The 18,994-nt window shown below is 43.8% G+C and carries 11 protein-coding genes; 5 read left to right on the top strand and 6 right to left on the bottom strand.

What is annotated here, in order from left to right:
- Nucleotides 1-42: 42 nt before the first annotated feature.
- Complete coding sequence (locus R1T43_RS12625; RefSeq protein WP_317349361.1) at nucleotides 43-1,149, bottom strand: helix-turn-helix domain-containing protein; 1,107 nt, start codon at nucleotides 1,147-1,149, stop codon at nucleotides 43-45.
- Nucleotides 1,149-2,144: a GGDEF domain-containing protein gene (locus tag R1T43_RS12630; RefSeq protein ID WP_317349363.1), complete on the bottom strand. Its 996-nt coding sequence runs from the start codon at nucleotides 2,142-2,144 to the stop codon at nucleotides 1,149-1,151. Before R1T43_RS12630 ends, R1T43_RS12625 begins: the two co-directional genes overlap by 1 nt.
- A 403-nt stretch (nucleotides 2,145-2,547) precedes the next feature.
- Between R1T43_RS12630 and R1T43_RS12635 the strand changes: the two genes are divergently transcribed.
- From R1T43_RS12635 to R1T43_RS12645, 3 genes are all read left to right on the top strand, one after another.
- Nucleotides 2,548-5,253 (top strand): TonB-dependent receptor, encoded by a 2,706-nt coding sequence (locus R1T43_RS12635; RefSeq protein ID WP_317349366.1) that lies wholly within the window; start codon nucleotides 2,548-2,550, stop codon nucleotides 5,251-5,253.
- 117 nt (nucleotides 5,254-5,370) lie between these two features.
- Complete coding sequence (locus R1T43_RS12640) at nucleotides 5,371-5,589, top strand: hypothetical protein (RefSeq protein ID WP_317349368.1); 219 nt, start codon at nucleotides 5,371-5,373, stop codon at nucleotides 5,587-5,589.
- Complete coding sequence (locus R1T43_RS12645) at nucleotides 5,582-8,041, top strand: phytase (protein ID WP_317349371.1); 2,460 nt, start codon at nucleotides 5,582-5,584, stop codon at nucleotides 8,039-8,041. The genes R1T43_RS12640 and R1T43_RS12645 overlap by 8 nt, the downstream gene beginning before the upstream one ends.
- Nucleotides 8,042-8,148: 107 nt before the next feature.
- Here the strand turns inward: R1T43_RS12645 and R1T43_RS12650 are convergent, their stop codons facing one another.
- Nucleotides 8,149-8,568 (bottom strand): CBS domain-containing protein, encoded by a 420-nt coding sequence (locus tag R1T43_RS12650; RefSeq protein WP_159530916.1) that lies wholly within the window; start codon nucleotides 8,566-8,568, stop codon nucleotides 8,149-8,151.
- A 252-nt stretch (nucleotides 8,569-8,820) separates the two neighbouring features.
- Complete coding sequence (locus tag R1T43_RS12655; RefSeq protein ID WP_317349379.1) at nucleotides 8,821-12,450, bottom strand: ATP-binding protein; 3,630 nt, start codon at nucleotides 12,448-12,450, stop codon at nucleotides 8,821-8,823.
- Nucleotides 12,451-12,615: 165 nt separating this feature from the next.
- On the opposite strand from R1T43_RS12655, the gene sbcB reads away from it, so the two are divergent.
- Both sbcB and R1T43_RS12665 read left to right on the top strand, forming a co-directional pair.
- The gene (gene sbcB, locus R1T43_RS12660; protein ID WP_317349382.1) at nucleotides 12,616-14,049 is read left to right on the top strand and encodes an exodeoxyribonuclease I; all 1,434 of its coding nucleotides are present in this window, start codon (nucleotides 12,616-12,618) and stop codon (nucleotides 14,047-14,049) included.
- 148 nt (nucleotides 14,050-14,197) lie between these two features.
- Complete coding sequence (locus tag R1T43_RS12665) at nucleotides 14,198-15,853, top strand: FapA family protein (protein ID WP_211070685.1); 1,656 nt, start codon at nucleotides 14,198-14,200, stop codon at nucleotides 15,851-15,853.
- A gap of 113 nt (nucleotides 15,854-15,966) precedes the next feature.
- Here the strand turns inward: R1T43_RS12665 and R1T43_RS12670 are convergent, their stop codons facing one another.
- Entirely contained in the window at nucleotides 15,967-17,427 is a 1,461-nt protein-coding gene (locus tag R1T43_RS12670; protein ID WP_317349385.1) for a diguanylate cyclase, read from the bottom strand.
- A gap of 330 nt (nucleotides 17,428-17,757) precedes the next feature.
- The gene (locus tag R1T43_RS12675; RefSeq protein ID WP_317349388.1) at nucleotides 17,758-18,933 is read right to left on the bottom strand and encodes a thiolase family protein; all 1,176 of its coding nucleotides are present in this window, start codon (nucleotides 18,931-18,933) and stop codon (nucleotides 17,758-17,760) included.
- Between the last annotated feature and the right edge of the window lie 61 nt (nucleotides 18,934-18,994).

Here is an 18,994-nt window from a genome sequence, read left to right on the forward strand (position 1 = left end):
CGAATGAAAGGATAAAAGGTTTTGCACCCAATGCAAAGTAAATTAACGGGCACGCAGCTCACTTGGGGTTAAGCCGGTTAACCGTTTTATTGCACGGCGAAAGTTAGGCAGGTCGGAAAATGCCATTTGAGAGGCGCTTTGTTCGTTGTTTAGTTTTTTAAGCGCCAGTAATACGATGGCTTGTTGCCGCCGGGCTTCTTCGCTTAACCCTCGGTATGTGTAATTGTGATCGCTCAGCTTTCGTTTTAGCGTTGCGGTACTGCACCCTAAGCTTTCCGCTAAATCTGCCAACCCTTTTTGCGGCTCACGCAAGGTCTGACTTCTTACATAGTCGAGCAAACTCAAGTTTGATATTACTTGGGATTGCTGATAGTCCATACCTCTCTCTGTCTCGCCTAGCGCTTCGCCAAAAGCATCGCCTGTTTTATCATCGGCAAAAGGGAAAGGAATAGTCATACAAGATTTGAGTAGGGTTATAGACATCAGCGGCGCATTGAAAGTAACCCGAAGCCCTAGGTAAGTTTCGAAATCTTGAACATTGCGTGGTCTATCAGAATCTATTGTAAAGCTTAAAGGTAAACGGGTGCCTGTCCACTGCTTCAGTAGGGCTACCAGCATGGACAAATACAACTGGGCAATAAACGGCCAAAGCTTGTGGCTACCCTTTTTTTCGCACCCCATGGCGTCTTGTAACACCCATATGTACTTATCTTGTAGAGTGAAGCGCTTGAACGACACCAGAGGAATACTGCTCCAACGCATTGCCGTAAGTGCTTCAATCGCCTGCTCAAGGTTTTGGCTACTTTTAATATTGGCTATGTCTTTACGTAGCCATACCCCACCTAAACTTTTACCTATCAAAAAGCTAACATCGTTACCTTGGCATTGACTTCTTACGTTAGAAAATAAGGCAATACATTGCTTGGCGCTAATGCAGGTATTCATCGTGAGGCTATCCTCAAAAATGCCCGTGCCACGAAGTATTTTGTCTTTGCTTGCTCCACGGGGAATGGCCACGTCGAGCACCGCATGGACAAGGTGATACGCGGGTATTACCTTGTCCAACTTAGTCACTGGTGCAGGGGAAAGGACTTGCCCTTGTGTTAGCCCTTGCGTTAACCCTTGTGTCGCCATTGAGCAAGCTATCACTATGCTGCGTTCCTGCTACCAGGTTTAGTTCCGGGCTTAGTTCCGGGCTTAGTACCGAGAACACTGCCCTTGTTGCTCCCGTCATCGCCTTCGCCCCTATCAACATCTTCAAGCTGAAGTAGCAAATTCTGCAATGTAGCGGTGAGCGAATATTCCTGACTAAGCGGCGCAACCACTGCTCGCGCGCTGGTATAAATAGCGGCCGTATCTTCCTTATAGCGAAATGCCACATGGCCAATACTTGCTCTAACTTCCTTTACAATGTCTTGTGCTTCGACTTCATTCACATTGGGCAGTAACAACGCGAATCTATCGCCGGCATATCGACAAGCTAAATCTTGTTGTCTTAGGTTCATTACCACCAGCTGCGCAACTTCGTGCAAGTAGCGGTCGCCTTCGGCCTGCCCATAGCGGTGATTAAAATAAGAAAATTCATTAATGTCGATGATGGCCACATAACCGTTATGTCCAGACGCTTGCAAGGCGGTAACCCGTGATTGCCAGTAATCGCCTCGATACAACTGAGTGATAGGATCGATTTCTTGGTGGTCTCGGTAGTCCCACTCTCGGCGGCGAAGCTGCAAGTTGATTGCACGCTGCTCTAAATGCCATAGATAAAGCGCCGCTGTCATAATGATCATGCCAATAGCGGCGGGGATCGACTCAATCATGCTAAGCCACGCGGCAGAGTCGGGGTAACGCAAAAACTCATCAAGTAAGTCGAGTGTCATTGAAAATAAGAAAAACACTAAGCCCATAATTAACAAGCTGGTGACCTTACCCGGCGGCCGACTGGCCAACACCGCAACAATCCACCCTAGGGTCAGCAGCACTACACTACCCTCACCCACAATATCTAGCCCAGATATAATGGCGAGCGGCTTGGGGTTGCCAAAGCTCAGGCTCAATGAGCTTGCCAATGCACAAGTAGCAAAAGTAAAGAAAAGCCAGCCTTTGTGGTGACTAAACTGCGTGGCATTTCGTAACGTAAACATGATGTAGCACTCTTATAGGTAGCAAACTGTGCTTTTCCTGCAATTACGAATAAAAGTAATTAGGGGCAAGCAGTAGAACAAGACTCAGGAAATATCCCATTTTTAACCTGATTGTCGAGGGTCAGTTTGGCTCACCAATGTGACAAATTGGTGGCAGTGCAGCTTTGAATTTAAAAATAACAATAAAATAATTAAACTTATTAGTAAGTTACTAGCGGGTCAATTTAGCTCACCTTTCTTTTAATCTGTTCATATTCGCCCTTTCTGCCGGCGTTGATAGTCTTCTCGTCATGTAACTGTCATATCCAATTTTTACCTTACGTTCTTGCCGTACGTTTTGCCGTATTTTTTACCATTTTTGGGCATCACAAATTATTCACTGCACACTACTTATGGATTAAGAATGAAAATTAAAACCCGTTATTCTGCGTTACGCATTGCCTGTATTGCTGCGCTTGGCCTTTCACTGTCTCATCAAGCCTTAGCCGCCAATGGCGCCATTACGGGTACACTCAACGACGCCGCTGAAGCGCGCGTATACGTAGGCGCTAAAGTTCAACTGGTAGAGCTGAACCTAATCACTGAATCTCGTCGCGACGGTAGCTTTCGCTTCTCGGGTGTACCAGCGGGTACTTATACCTTAGAGGTTTCTTATTTAGGTGAAGAAACGGTAACGCAGAAAGTTACAGTAAAGGATGATGCAACTGTACGCCCTGCTATTGAGGTGGGTGAAGGTGACGAACTTGAAGAATTATTAGTACTAGGTCAACGCAGTAGCCAAGCCAGTGCCATAAACCAACAGCGAGTATCTAATCGCATATCTAATGTGGTCTCTGCCGATGCCATAGGTCAATTTCCCGATCAAAACGCCGCTGAGTCATTGCAACGTTTACCTGGCTTGTCGATAGAGCGCGACCAAGGTGAAGGCCGATTTGTGGGTATTCGCGGTATCGATCCAAATTTAAATAACGTAACCATTAATGGCCTTAACATTCCTTCGCCTGAATCTGGCGTACGCTCGGTGGCATTAGATGTTATTCCTTCCGAACTCATTCAAACCCTTGAAGTGTCGAAGTCGGTCACCCCTGATATGGATGGAGATGCCATAGGTGGCTCTGTTGAAGTAACCAGTGTTAGCGCCTTCGACAAACAACAAGACACTGCGAGTATTACCGTACAAGGCAGCCAAAACGATTTGCGTGATGAAGTTAGCCCCAAAATTTCAGGTACTATTACGCAAAAACTATCGCCAGATTGGGGCGTAGCAGCAGCCTTGTCTTACTTTGACCGAGACTTTGGCTCTGACAACGTAGAAAGCAACGGCGATGATGAAGTAGAACAACGCCAATACACCATTACCCGAGAGCGTTTAGGGGCAGCGGTTAACCTTGATTACCGCCCAGATTTTAATAACCAGTATTACCTTCGCACGCTTTACAGTGAATTTTCAGACGAAGAATACCGGTTAAGCAACACCTTCACGCTAGACGGTGAAGACTCAGAAATTGAGCGTGGCAGTAAAGACAGAAAAGAAACCCAGAGTATCTTTACGGTAGCCCTTGGCGGTGAACATCAATTACAAACCTGGAAAGCCGACTGGCAATTAGGCTATGCCAAATCTGATGAAGATGAGCCAGACGCGCTCTACTATAACTTTGTGACAGAAAACGACAGTATTGATGCCAACTTAAACACTATTCGCCCTGCCATAACACACGATGCTGATGCAGTAGATTTATCAACCTATGAGCTTGATGAAATTGCATTTGAAGACAACTACACCAAAGACACTGAAACCAGTTTTAAACTTGATTTGGCTCGCCCCGTCAACGTTGGCAGCTATATAGGTGAGTTAAAATTAGGAACTAAGTACCGTAGCCGTGAAAAAGACAGAGACAGCAGTATCTTCATTTACGATGGTGACTTCGACAATATAGACCCGTCGGACTTTGGTGATAGCTCACCAGACTATTCATTGGGTGATTTTGGCCCCGGGTTGTCTCGTTCAGCTATGCGTGATTATTTTACCGCCAACCGCACTGCACTAGAATTGGCTGAACTTGATTCAGAAATTGAATCTAACGGTGCCACCTACGTTAACGAAGAAGACATCTTTGCCGCTTATATTATGGGTAGTGTTGATATTGATAAGCTTCATATTGTGGCTGGTGTACGCTACGAGCGCACTGATTTCAGTACCTCTGGTATGCGTGTTGAGCTTATTGAAAATGAAGAAACCGATGTGGAAGATGTGGTAAACACGGTTTGGGAAGCTGAGCGTGATTACGATCATTGGTTACCTAGCATCAATGCGCGCTACGCTTTTTCAGATAAGCTTCAACTTCGCGCCGCTTATACCCAAACTATTTCACGGCCTAAATTTGAAGATGTCGCTGCGTTCCAAATTATCGAAAGCAAAACCGAAGAAGATGACGGCGTATTTGTTACCGAGCGTGAAGCAGAAGTGGGCAACCCAGAGCTTCAACCTTACGAAGCACAAAACCTTGATGTGTCTTTAGAGTATTACCCTGGGGATATTGGCGTACTGTCAGCCGGTTATTTCTACAAAGATATTGATAACTTTGTAGTGTATGCCGATGTAGCAGGCACTGAAGGTTGGGAAGACTACGATGAAGCTATTCAAGCAATTAACGGTGAGAGCGCCAGCTTACACGGGCTAGAATTGTCGTGGGTCAAAGCATTCAATAACGGCTTTTTAGTGGCAGCAAACGCAACCTTCACAGATTCAGACGCTACCACCATTTTAGATGGTGAAAAGTTTGAAACCCAATTACCAAATCAGTCTGACACCATTGGAAATCTTACCTTTGGCTACGAAGCCAATGACTTTAGCCTGCGCTTAGCCATGACGTACAAAAGTGAAAACTTTGAAGAGATTGACGGTGACATGCTGCGCTTTGAAGATGAACATGCCCAGTTAGACTTTACTGCTAAGTATTTCATTAACGATGATATGCAGGTGTATTTCAACGCTATCAATATTAATAACGAGCCATTTTATAATTACTTCGACTCGCGCACTAACAACGCCCAATTTGAAGAATATGGCCGCACTTTTGAACTAGGTTTTACATGGCAAATGCGCTAATTAGCGCATTGTTTAATCCGTATTGTAAAACTGTATTCACGTTAAACCCTAAGACGTCATACACCAGCGTTTAAAAAATGGGCGCGCTATAAGCGCGCCCTTATTAGAGATAAGTTCATGCGCGTACTATTGCTTCTTTTTGCCTTTTTGTCACTTACATGCCAAGGGCAAACCACATCACACGATTACTACCAACAACACCACATTAATAATCTTGAAGTTCAAGATAATGCTTCTAACTTTTTAGTGGTAGGTGACTGGGGCCGCAACGGCCATTTTTATCAACATAATGTACAAAAGCCTAACGCTGTAACAAAAGGAACTGGCAATGAATAAAGTGAATAACAAACTTATAAAATTTGCCATAAAAACAAGTCAATTAGGCTTTTGCTTGGCGGTTATGGCAAGCGCTAATGCATTTGCATCAAGCTCAACCGACCTTATGCTAACAGAAACAGGTGCTGGTGTTGCTGCTGAATCAGAAACAACGTACGAATTAAACGGCCGGACGATAAGCGTAACAATTAGTGAAACTAATGGCTTAACCGTTGCTGATAGCAAGAATATACTTGCGTCGCAAAAAGGCCACTTTGTTGCAGCCGGAAATTACCTAATTCCTAACGAATCAGTTGGTGAATCAAGTGCCGAGGCAGAAAGTACCAATGGTCCCTTTATCCAAACCTTAGTGTTTGATATTAATAGCCAACAAATACGTAGCTACACAATAGGCACTCAAAATACGTCAAACCACGCCATTAGCATTACCCAAACATCAGCGACTGACGTGAAAGACTCCGAAGCCTTATGTAGCGCCAAGATAGACGACAAGCTACAGTTCATCAATATAGATGCGTTGGGTATGCTCACCCAATATTTGGCTATACCGGCTAAAAGCGGTAGCGCGCTCACGGTTCATCCGCTACGAACACTGGCGATTGGCCCAGGTATAAAAAGCTGTGCGCTTGGGGTGAGCGACCACACACCTAATTTCACCGTTTCTGACGCCAAAGTTTCTGATGCCGAAACTTCTCACGCAAGAACAAAACATATTGAGCAAACTATTTATTTGGCTGACGAATACGCCGGTGTTTGGGCCATGCCTGCAGATGAAGAAGCTGAGGTCGAGCGCACGCTCATTTTCAATCAGCCTGACACGCCGGTAGAGGGTGTCGCCACCCTTAATGGGGTTGAGGCACACAAGACGGTTCTCGCTAGCCTGATTACAAATAGCCCAGATACAAATAGATCGGCTGCAAATAGCTCACGTACAAAAAGCCCTGCTACAACAATTCTAGGTATACAAGAGACGGTTACTGCTTGGGTAAGCCCGGAACACAGTGGACTTTGGCTACACAACACGTGCGCCACAAACTTCTTTGGCTTTGATAAAGAGATAGCGCCAGAAGATATCGTGCTGTGGGTAAAAGGCGATACGGTTCACGCCAACATCTACGATGATAACTCTGGTGGCACGCTTACCACCAACATCACCCAGGCCATTGCAACGCTAAACAGCTGCCACACAAACCAAGCATCTCTTATCAAGACACCCACCTCTTTTAACGAGACGTCTTTTAACGAGACACCCATGTTAAAAGACACAAATCTCACTACAGAGACACCCACCCAAAACGGTGATGTATCCACTAACATCACTAACGAGACACCCATGCTTTCTGCTATAGAACTGAAGCCCATTTATGAAACCGATGTGGTGGAGAATTATGGCGATGCAGCAGATGATCCTGCTATTTGGGTAAACAAAAACAACCCGTCTAAAAGCGTGGTGATTGGCACTAACAAAAAAGGCAGCTTAAATGCCTATAACTTACAAGGTGAGTTGGTTGCATCCCACAAGGTAGGGCGAGTAAATAACGTGGGCGTGGCATATGATTGGGCGCCGCAACACGATATCGCGGTGGCCAGTAATCGAAGCAGCAATAGCATGTCGGTCTTTTTTATCGATAAGCAAACGGGCGAGCTAACCTTTAACACCAACATCCCTACCCCGCTAAACGATATATATGGGCTGTGCGTGTTTTCGATAAATAATCACACCCAAGTATTAGTGAATAGCACAGATGGCCGGTACTTACGCTATTTGTTGAACGCGCCAACTGATGTAAATAGTAACGCCATCGCGAAAACTAACACAAACACCTATACCAACAATGCGAGCATGACTGAAAAGGCAGATCATTCTCAGGTTTCTGCCACCTTAATTCACGACTTTACATTACCGTCTCAACCTGAAGGATGCGTTGTGGACAGTGATGCACAAATTGCCTACTTGGGAGAAGAAGGTGCTGGCATTTGGGCGTTAGATGTTTCTGAAATAAAAACAATGCCTTCATCAACGCGCGCTAAAGCCGCAAACAAGAATGCTTCAAACAAGCTAATTAACAAGACACCCATGTTTATTATTCCGATTGAATCACCGGTTACCGCAGATGTTGAAGGTTTATCGTTATTTGATGTAGACGGTGTGCGCTATTTAATTGCTTCTAGCCAAGGCAATAATCAATACGCTGTGTATGAGAGCGAGGCTCCTTATAACTTGGTGGGTATGATAAGCATTGGTGCAAATTATGATAAAGGCATTGATGGCGTGTCGGAAACCGATGGGCTTGAAACCACAAACGCCAATCTGGGCGGGCCATTTAAAAATGGGCTATTGGTGGTGCAAGATGGAAGAAATGTAATGCCTAGCCAAAGGCAGAACTTTAAGTTAGTAACAGGTGATGACTTAGCTGATGCAATTCGCTCTCATGTGAGCAATCGTAATTAGTAGATGCCTGTTCTCAAACATTAAGAAGGACTTGAGTTGTAAAGCAAAAGGGTAAGCGGATTGGCTTACCCTTTTTACTTTTAAAATACTTAAAAACACTTCAAACGCTAGCTAGCGCGCTGATAGCCGGATCGAAGTTGTACGTCTATTGCTCGAAGCACTGCCGTTCGGTTAATACTTCCAACCAATACCCCATCGTCGTCAACCACAGGGTAAACGCGAGGTTTATCTTTAATCAGTAATTGTGCCAGTTCTATTACCGACAGATACGGTTTAATAACCACAACCGGTGCTTTCATTATTTCAGCCACTCGGCAAATCTGCTCTCGGTAGTAACTTGACGCTATCATTTGAGCAATGCAATCTTGCTCAGACAAAAAACCAATCACTTTACCTTTAATATCAATTACTGGGCCTCCACTTTGCCCGCAAGCCAACAAAGCCTCAACGGCTTCGGCCACTGTCATATCCCCATTTAGTTTCACGGGGTGAGTATTCATATAATCACTGACTAGCAACGATTCCATATTTCTCTCCCTGCCGCGGCGTCTTTTATAGTTTTATACAGCGTGAAGACGAAACGGCACTGCTTGTTATAGTAATGATGTAACGCAATGTTATTTTTTTGTAATCAAATTATTTTTGTTACGCTTTAAGCCTAGTAGACGATGGCTATGACAGCTACTTTTTCTATTCGATTTTACTCACTAAAAACAGATTTTAAGCAACTGTTTAAACCAAATTGCGCACTTACCACAAATGTCACATAGCATACTGACTTAGGCTGCCTTTAACTCATTCAAAAATACGGCTATCTCGTTAATCGCATCTGGCAATACACTGTCTATTTCTAGCAACTTTTCATCCTTGGCGAGTCGCTCAATATCACTAAAACGACGCTGCACGATCACAGCGCCAATATCACCTGCCATTCCTTTAATGGTATGAGACACCAGTTTAATTTTAGAGACATCTTTGTCGTTTACAGCAGCTTTAATTTCGTCACATTTTCTAGGCACACTTTCAATAAACATTTCACATATTTTATCGAATAAAACCTGGTTATTCGCCAACCGTGACAAGGCGCGTGACTTTTCCCAAACGAGTGTATCGCTTCCTTCTGACGATGATGAAGATACTGAGGAGGGCGAGGATTGCGAGGAAGATGAGGAAGATAAAGAAGATGGAGAAACTGGAAAAGACTCTGTAAAGCCCGATAACGCTGCCAAAGCGGGACGATCACTTGCAGATTCGCCATGCCTTACTTGAGTTTCGCCCAGTACTGATTTACCTAAAAATTGCGGGCTGTAGGCAGACTGGATCCAATTGATAATTTTAGGCTCTACCATGCTGGCCACTATAGGTTTAGTGACGTAGTCGCTCATGCCTGCTGCAATGCACTTTTCTTTTTCCCCTAACATCGCATTGGCTGTCATAGCAATGATGGGAATCTGTTGATGCACTTGCCCTGCGCGGCCATCTCGAATAGCGCTAGTACTCGCATACCCATCCATTATGGGCATTTGGCAGTCCATCAAAATACAGTGAAGGTAGTGCCCTTCTTTTTCGCATTCCCTAACAATATCTAACGCCTGTTCACCGTTGCTAGCAATTTTCACCGAAACGGGCAAATTATCAAGTACCCCTTTCGCCACTTCTATATTAATAGCGTTGTCATCTACTATCAGCACATGAGCCCCAGCAATACTCTCTTTTTCTATATCCGTCGCATTCGATTCTACTTGCTGTGTAGCTTGATTTTCTATTAACTCCGGAGAAGCGCTATCAACTACTTTTAAAAATTCAGATTTCAATAAGGGTTTTGTTAAAATAGCCGGGGTAAAGTTAGCGTAATACGTGGTTTGCTTTCCAATACTTTGCAACATACAGATGCGAGGAATGGATATTTGCTTCGCCAAGTTTTCCCAATTTTCGTCTACTACCGACAAAATGGGGTTGTTGTAATCGGTGACGATGACATCAATAGTTTCCCAAGAAACCTCTTCGAAAGACACGATGTCGGTATAGGTTTCTACACTGCTGCCACCTTCGCTAGTGATTAAGGTATTAATGTTTTGTGCAAGCGGTGGATACTGAGCAAACACAGCTAAACGCAAACCGTCCATTTTATTAGATAACGCCAAGTTTTGCTGACTATCAGCGGAAGTCGCATCCTCTACCGCAACCCAAAATGAAAAGACACTTCCTTGGCCTTGCGTGGAAGAAAAGTCGATATCTCCGCCCAACAATACACTAAGTTGCTTGCAGATAGATAAACCCAGCCCCGTGCCGCCAAATCGTGTAGCAACAGAAGCATCTGCTTGGGTAAACGCGGTAAAAAGCTTTGACTGGTGCTCTTTGGCGATACCGATACCTGTGTCGGTTATCGACACATGAAGCTGGGCTTTGTCCTCGTCACTGCCTCTAAGTGATGCAGTAAGCGCCACATGCCCCCGTTCGGTAAATTTGATGGCATTATTCACCAAGTTGCTAATAATCTGAGAAACACGATGTGGATCTGACACCAAGGTTTCAGCTTTTAACCCCGTGGTATCGACAAGGAATTCTAAGCCTTTGTTATGGGCTCTTACTGCCAGTGAAGAAGATAAGGTTTCTATTAAGTTGACTGGATTAAACGCTTGCACGTTTAAATCTAATTTCCCCGCTTCAATTTTTGACATATCTAGTATGTCATTAATTAACACACTTAAATTGTTACAACTCACATCCATCATAGCTGCAAGTTGTTCAGCCTTAGAAGACAGAGGCTGGCGCTTTAACAAATTGAGCGACCCGACTATACCGTTTAATGGGGTTCGCATTTCATGGCTGATACTGGAGATAAACGCACTTTTCACCTGACTTGCCTGCTGCGCTTCATCACGTGCTTCGGCCAGTTCCTTAGTGCGACTCTGTACCTTTTCTTCAAGCGCTAAGTTGTTTTTCTCAATAGCCCGTTGGGTGTTACGTTGCTCGGTAATATCGCGTAAAACCACTGCCACACCAGAGTATTGACTTTGTTCGCCCCAGATAGGAGACACAGTAACCGCTAAACAATTTTCAATACCTGAGGTTTGTTTATACAAAATTTCATCCTGAAAATAGCCGGTTTGCGTAATTTCAGCATTAAGATATTTGTCCCACGATATTGGACGTATCGACTCAAATGAACTGTAGTGATGCCCTAAAATAGTTGAACTTGGTAGCCTAAATAACCGCTCTGCGGCCATATTCCAACTTTTCACTATGCCTGTATTATCCATACTGACTATGGCGTCACTAGACCCGGCCACAATAGCGGCAGATTCTCCTCGCGCTTCTGCCAGCTCATAACTTTTAGCGGCATTTCTATGAAAAAACAGCAGTACCGCAGCAAACAAAAGAGACATTGCCAAAAGAAAGCCATAAACCGCCAATCGTCTTTCATTCATTAAATTGGTAATCGTTTTTGCCGGTATAGCAAGATGCACGTAAATAAATTTTTGGCTCGGTGAGCTACTTACAATGACTCTTCGACTTGCTACGTATATCTCACTTTTCTTCCCATCTATGCGATTTATTAACGGGCGAACCCCTTCAGATAAAGGGGATGAAAATTCAGTATGCCACGTTACTTCAGGCGACAAGTCTTTGCTAAAACTAAAGTTTTTTTCTGGGTGATAAATGAAATAGCCTTCATCATCAGTAAGGTAAAGTTGTTGAGGAAAAGATACAAACTGCTTCATACCAACTAACGCTACGGCCGTATTGACGTTCATAATTATAAAACCGAATCTATCACCATTACCTCTAAAAATAGGTAAAGAAAGACGGATTACAGGCTTATAAGGAAACTCGACTTTGCCGTATTCTCTATTTAGACTGATGCCTGACATGTACAGTTCGTTTCGAGATAACTTTGCACTTTCTTTGTAATAATCTCTTGTGCCCTTTTTTTGCAGATCTACGCTATCTATCGCCGCTATTTTTAAACCGTCTCTTTCAACCCGTACCAGCTCTTTTCCATCATCTTCGACACTGATAATTCGAAGTTGGTCAACTTCTTCATTATTTTCCAAAAAGGCAATAAAAATGGTTTCTATACGCCTTTTCCACACCGAAATGGAGGTATTTTCTAGTGGATCTAGGCCATCATTTTCAATCGCTCGGGGGATACCTGATATGGGAGGCGTGGCGTGCAAAAACTTTAAATTATCGGCATATTGTGCAGCTTGACGATGGGTATAACCTTCTATCTCAAATGTGCGTTGATTAAGCTCGGATGACACTTCATCTAAAACGCTCTGCGAAAGGTTGCTTTCGAATAAAAGAGCAACAATCATAGTGACAAGAGCGGCCACAACAACAACGAAACCAAGCACCTTTTGGGAGTACTTTACTCCCAATTTATGTTTTATAACCGCTGCCAAGGTAAATACATTCCAATTATCTGATATACATTAAAAACTAGTTTTAGATTTACAGATTGGCAAGTAATAGATTAAATTCGTTTTGAATAGCTAGGTTTGGTATTCAAACCCACGCAGTGTACACTGCCAGCATGATGACACTTATTCAAAAATGTAACCTAGAACATGCACGAACCTAGCTTTCTTTGGTACGATTTCGAAACATTCGGTACCAGTGGTCAAAAAGATTTACCTTGTCAGTTCGCCGCTATTAGAACCGATTTGGATTTTAATATTATTGGTAAGCCCATTAATATTATGAGCGCCATTGCTAACGATTACTTGCCCCACCCTGAAGCCTGTTTGGTTACCGGTATTACGCCTCAACAAACCTTACGTGACGGCTCGAACGAAGCTGATTTTGCCAAACGTATTTATGAAGAAATGTCGACCCCCAACACCTGTAGTTTGGGGTTTAATAGCATACGCTTCGATGATGAAGTCGCTCGTTTCTTGTTTTACCGAAACTTCTATGACCCTTATTCCAGAGAATGGCGAAATGGAAACAGCCGATGGGATATTATAGATTTAGCGCGAGCATGCTATGCACTTCGCCCTGATGGCATAAACTGGCCAACTCGTGACGATGGTACGCCTAGCTTCAAGCTAGAACACTTAACCAAAGAAAACGGCATAAGTCATGAGAACGCTCACGATGCATTAAGTGACGTTCATGCCACTATTGCACTAGCAAAGCTGATTAAAGAAAAGCAGCCTAGATTATTCGAATACGCTTATTCGCTTCGTAGTAAGCATAATGTGGCTAACCAATTTGATTTAACCAAGCCTTCCGTACTGTTGCATATTTCTGCTAAGTTGCCTGCTAGCCAAGGGTGTTGTACGTGGATAATGCCTGTTGCTAAGCACCCTACCAACAGTAACACGATTATTGCCGTAGACTTATCAAAGCCTATCGATAGCTTGCTTAACGATTCTCCTGAAGAGATAAAAACCAAACTTTACGCCCGCTACGAGCCTGGCAATGATGCCAATAGTCTGCGCCCTGGGTTAAAGCTCATTCATATTAATCGCTCTCCTTTTGTGACTACTGCAAAAGCAATGACTGAAGATAACGCGCATAGATTAGGGTTAGACAGAGATGCTTGTCTTGAAAATTACCGTATTTTGGCGCAAAAGCGTGACTTGGGCATGAAGTTGTCAAAAGTATATGAAAGCGACGCAGACGATAAAGAGCAAGATATCGATCATGCGCTTTATAGCGGTGGCTTTTTAAGCACCGAAGATCGTCATTGGTGCGACAAAGTGCTGGAATCAAGCCCAGAACAATTAGGCGCCTTCGCTGAAGACACTCAGCATGTAGGCCTTAGGGCTTTATTGTTTAGATATAGAGCGCGTAACTACCCGTCTACGCTTACCTATGATGAAACTTTGAAGTGGCAACGACACCGCCAAGAGCGTTTAACCGACTCCACTTCGCCAGCATCAATTACGCTTGAGCATTATATGAGCACGTTAGAGCGCCTTGCTCATGAGCATGTTGATAACCCCGAAAAACAAGCGATATTAAGAGCATTATTTCAATATGCCGAAAACCTTTGACGGGACGCAACGAATCGCATTACATTAAACTTATGTCTAATGCATTACTGTAATCACAATAATGCATAAACACGCTTAAGTCTGCAGCGTTAAGGTCGATATTGACTATAGAAAAGTAAGCAAGACTGCTCAAAGGATGAATGTAGTAATGAACGGCGTAACCATAAGCTTTGATAAAACAAGAACCCATATTAACCTGACGCTGAACCCTTCAGAGTTTTCTAAAGAAATAGATATACGCCAAGTGAAAACGGAGTTAGCAACCGGTGAAACTAAACGTTTATATGTTTCAGATGCGGCTTTAAAATCGGCTTGCGATACTGCTAATCATTACTTCAAAACCGGTGATAATACCCTGGTCCAAGAGCGAGTTGGTGAGAGAAGGAACGCTGAAATAGAGTTTCGTATTCCTGAAGACGCAATGACAGCCAATCTTGTGATCACGTCGCCCTACGGTGGTAAATCGCCCACGTTAAATACCATTAAGTCTTTAGCCTTAAAAAACAATATTCATCGAGGTCTTGGCACTCGAGTTATCGAAGCCATGTTGATGGAAGCACGAAAATCACCTCCTGGCACCATTATTGAGCGGACAGTAGCAAAAGGCCTACCTGCTAGGAATGGACGTTCATCGCGATTTATTCCTCTAGTGCCTAATGCACTTGAACGTATATTGAAACCGCAAACCAACGAAGGTGAGCGGGTTGATATGCGAAACCTAGGTGAGGTTATCTGCGTTAAAGTAGACACCCCTGTACTTCGCAGAACTGAGCCTACCCTTGGCAGAAGTGGCTTCGATGTGCGCGGTAGCAAGCTACCTCCTGTTCCTGGTGAATGGGTAGAGTTTCGCAAAGGCACTGGCACCGTTCAAGCCGATGACGATCAAAATTTACTGATGTCAGCCATTGCAGGTATGCCTAAATACCAAGACCAAACCATGAATATCGACGATACCTATATTTGTAACGGGGTTAATGTGGGTACTGGTCACGTAAATTATGAAGGCGCAGTGCTGGTTAATGGCGACGTGACGGAAAAAATGCAAATAAAAGCAGAAGGCGACGTTACCATAAACGGTTTTGTAGAGTCTGCTCACATTGAGTCTGGTGGCGATATAATTATCACCGAAGGCGCTATGGGGAAAGTGAATGACAGTGCGGGTGAATTCAACTGCCACCTTATAGCGAAAGGCAGTATTCACGTTCAGCATGGTCAAGGGATCGAAATTCAATGTTCGGGCAATATTACCGTTGGCCGTCAACTAGCTTACAGTAAGCTCCATTGTGGTGGCGCCGTTATTGTGGGTCAAATAGATAAGCCTATGGGTAACTTGTTTGCTTGCGATATTGTAAGCCAAGATAGAATAGAGGCTGGCACCCTTGGTGCGGTATCTGGCAGCATGCTTAAGGTTGATTTTAGCCCAGGCTTTGCACAACTACTTGAACGCAAAGATGCGTTAGACGAACTTGTTCGCCAACTTCGCGAAAACAACAGCAAGCACAAAGAAAAAATTGATATTTTGAAAAGTAAAAAAGTGCCTAAAGAACTTAAAACAAAAGTGACTGAGGCCCTTGAAATGTTCAATAACGAGAATGCATTGCTTGATTGGATTGAAATGAAAGTGCTGGAAATTAACGATGCGAAAGTTCAGTACCAACAAGATATTAAGCTTATTGCCAATAAGAAGCTCTACCCTGGTGTAACAGCGAAATTGAACAATCGTAATTGGCGCTCAGAGCGTGAGTATGAAAGAGCCCACATTCATTATGATTCTCATCAATGGCATTACGAACCTATCATCTAAAGCGCTAATATTTAATTCGCTCACGCCTAAGACGCTAATACTTACGACATAAGGCAAGATGTAAAGAGTATTAGCGTTTACTGCAGCAGGCTAGACGGCGCTTTCGTTGCTCGTTAGTCTGCTACTGATACCTTTGCGATCCCTAACCTTTTTGAGTGATACAACGCTTTCGTTGTGCGCTCAAACCAATCGGTGAAGTTTTCACTTTCTTTTAGTTCGGCCAAGCCCGCACTGACTTGCATTTTTGAATTGTTGGTAAGCACGTCTTGGTCGATACATTCTACTAATCGGTCAGCGAGAACACGCCCTGCATCTAAGGCAGTTTGTGGACATAAAATGATGAACTGCTCACCGGTGAAGCGTGACACAATGTCTACTTCTCTTACGGTCGCAAGACATTGAGACGCCACCTGCTTTAAAATATTTTCTCTATCGAACTCGCTTAACTCACCCCGACAATCGCGCTTAACCTCAATCTCCACAACAATTAACGATGCGGTTGTATGAAAACGGTGGAAGCGAGAAATTTCTTCTTCTGCTTTTTGAATCATGTGATTACGGTTGTAAAGCCCCGTCAGCGTATCATGGGCTGACAAAAATTCTAGGGTACGATTTCTGTCTAGCAACGTCGTTTGCAACGATTCTATTTCATCATTCTTCTGCTTCGTTAAACGTTTAAATTGTGAAACGGTTCTATTGCGCCATACTAAGCAAACAATGGCCAGCAATACGAAACACGTAGTTACCACGAGTTTGAAGTAATCCCGCTCATAACGGACCTGAACGTTATTCCACTGCTTATAAATATCAACCTTTCGGTTCTCTGGAATGGTTGCAATGGCCGTGTTTAAAATAGGGATAATATCGCGAGAAGATTTGTTAACGCCAAACGCAAGTGAGTCGAACGGTTCGGCATAACCCACAATGCTGACATTATCTACCTTTTGGTTATTAATAAGCGTATTGACACTTAATAATGATCCCACCATAACGTCGATGTCTCCCCTTGCCAATTCAGCAAGCCCTTCACTTTCCGTTTGTACAAGCTTGAGTCTTAACTCTGGATAATGCCTAGATATGTATTCTACTTGCCTGTAACCCTTCACTACCCCAACGGTTCTATGGCCAATGCCTGCGTAACCTTGCAAAATAGGCGTGCCTGAACGGGCAACTAAAATATTTGGTGCTTCAAAGTATGGCGTGGAGAAATCGAGAAACTGTTTTCTAAAGTCAGAAACATTCAGCATAGAGATGACTTGGCAGGTACCTTGCTGTACGTACGCCAAACTTTGTTCCCATGACTGAGTTGGCACAAGCTTGAAGGTTAAGCCAGAGAGCTCAGCAATAGTGTGAATGTAGTCGGCAGAAATACCAACATGGTTATTATTTCGTATAGCTTCGTAAGGTGCCCAGTCGGGATCGACACAATACGTCACCTCACGAGGAGCCGTGTTATTCATCGATTGCGGTTGAGAAACATTCTGTTGAAGCGCTTGTGCTGCTATTTCCACTGAGTAAGGAAGCGTAAGCAAAATTGCAAAGAAGACAAGGCGTAAACACCTGAAAGAAATCAAAAAGACCACCTAAATACAAATACGTAAAATGCGAAAAATCGCAAACAAGAGTATCTAACTTAGCGCCTGCAAATGCAACATCGGTCTAAACTAAAAAATCACGATACCAGCACATTCAGCCAAAATTTGGGCAATGTAGCGGCCATTTCGCTTCATAGTTACTAAATGCCGATATAACAGTTTAAAAGTTCGACATTTTTAAATAATAAAACGAACCTATGCAGCGACACAGAATGAACGCTCTATAGCAATAATTAAAACACAAACGGCACCGGTTTGCGGTGCCATTTACTAATAAGTCATGCTTTTTTTGACATCAATCAAGCTTGCTTATAGCATTTCAACGGCAAGCGCTACACCTTCCCCACCACCAATACATAAAGAGGCGATGCCTTTTTTCGCTTTCTTTTGGTTAAGCGCATGCAGCAAGGTAACTAGAATTCTCGCACCCGACGCACCAATGGGGTGGCCAAGCGCACATGCGCCGCCTTTTACATTCACTTTTCGCTCGTCTAATCCCAGTTTTTTCACAGCCAACATGGTTACCATGGCAAAAGCTTCATTAATTTCGAACAGGTCGACTTCATCTTTAGACCAACCTGCTTTTGAGAGCACATTTTCCATCGCGCCAACCGGTGCTACCGTGAAATTTTCTGGTTCTATAGAATGCGTGGCATGGGCCACCACTTTAGCTAGCGGCGTCAATCCCAACGCTTGCGCTTTAGATTCGCTCATCACTAATAAAGCCGCTGCACCATCTGATATAGAGCTAGAGTTTGCTGCGGTTACTGTGCCATCCTTTTTGAACGCAGGGCGAAGTGATGGAATTTTTTCAGGGCGAGCTGAACCTGGACCTTCATCAGTATCAACGACTACATCGCCTTTACGTCCAGAAATAGTCACGTTTACTATTTCGTCTTTGAAACTGCCGCTGTTAATCGCTTCATTAGCTTTTGAAAGCGAGCTTAGTGCAAATTCATCCATTTGAGTGCGCGTAATATTTTCAGCATCGGCAGTATCTTGAGCAAAACACCCCATTGCTTTTCCGTCATAAGCATTTTCAAGGCCATCCAACATCATATGGTCGAGTACCTGTCCGTGCCCCATACGATAGCCTGTTCGTGCTTTTGGCAACATATAAGGCGCATTGCTCATACTTTCAAACCCACCCGCTACAACGACTTCAGCACTACCTGCTTTAATTAAATCGTGCGCCAGCATGACCGCTTTTAAACCCGAGCCACACACCTTGTTAATGGTGGTTACGCCAGCACTAAGAGGAAGACCAGCACCTAATGAGGCCTGACGAGCTGGTGCCTGACCTAAGCCCGCAGGCAATACACACCCCATTATTACTTCGTCTATTTGGCTTACATCCAATGTGTCGCACACCGACTTAATGGCAGTGGAACCTAGTTCGGTGGCGGCTACTCCAGATAGACTGCCATTGAAGCCCCCCATTGGTGTGCGCTTTGCTGCTACGATCACTACTGTTTCATTACTCATCACTCGAACTCCTAACCACTTGTAATTTTTGGAATAATATTCAACTAACTTTACTTTCGTA

Source organism: Alteromonas sp. CI.11.F.A3, assembly GCF_032925565.1.
Classification (GTDB): domain Bacteria; phylum Pseudomonadota; class Gammaproteobacteria; order Enterobacterales; family Alteromonadaceae; genus Alteromonas.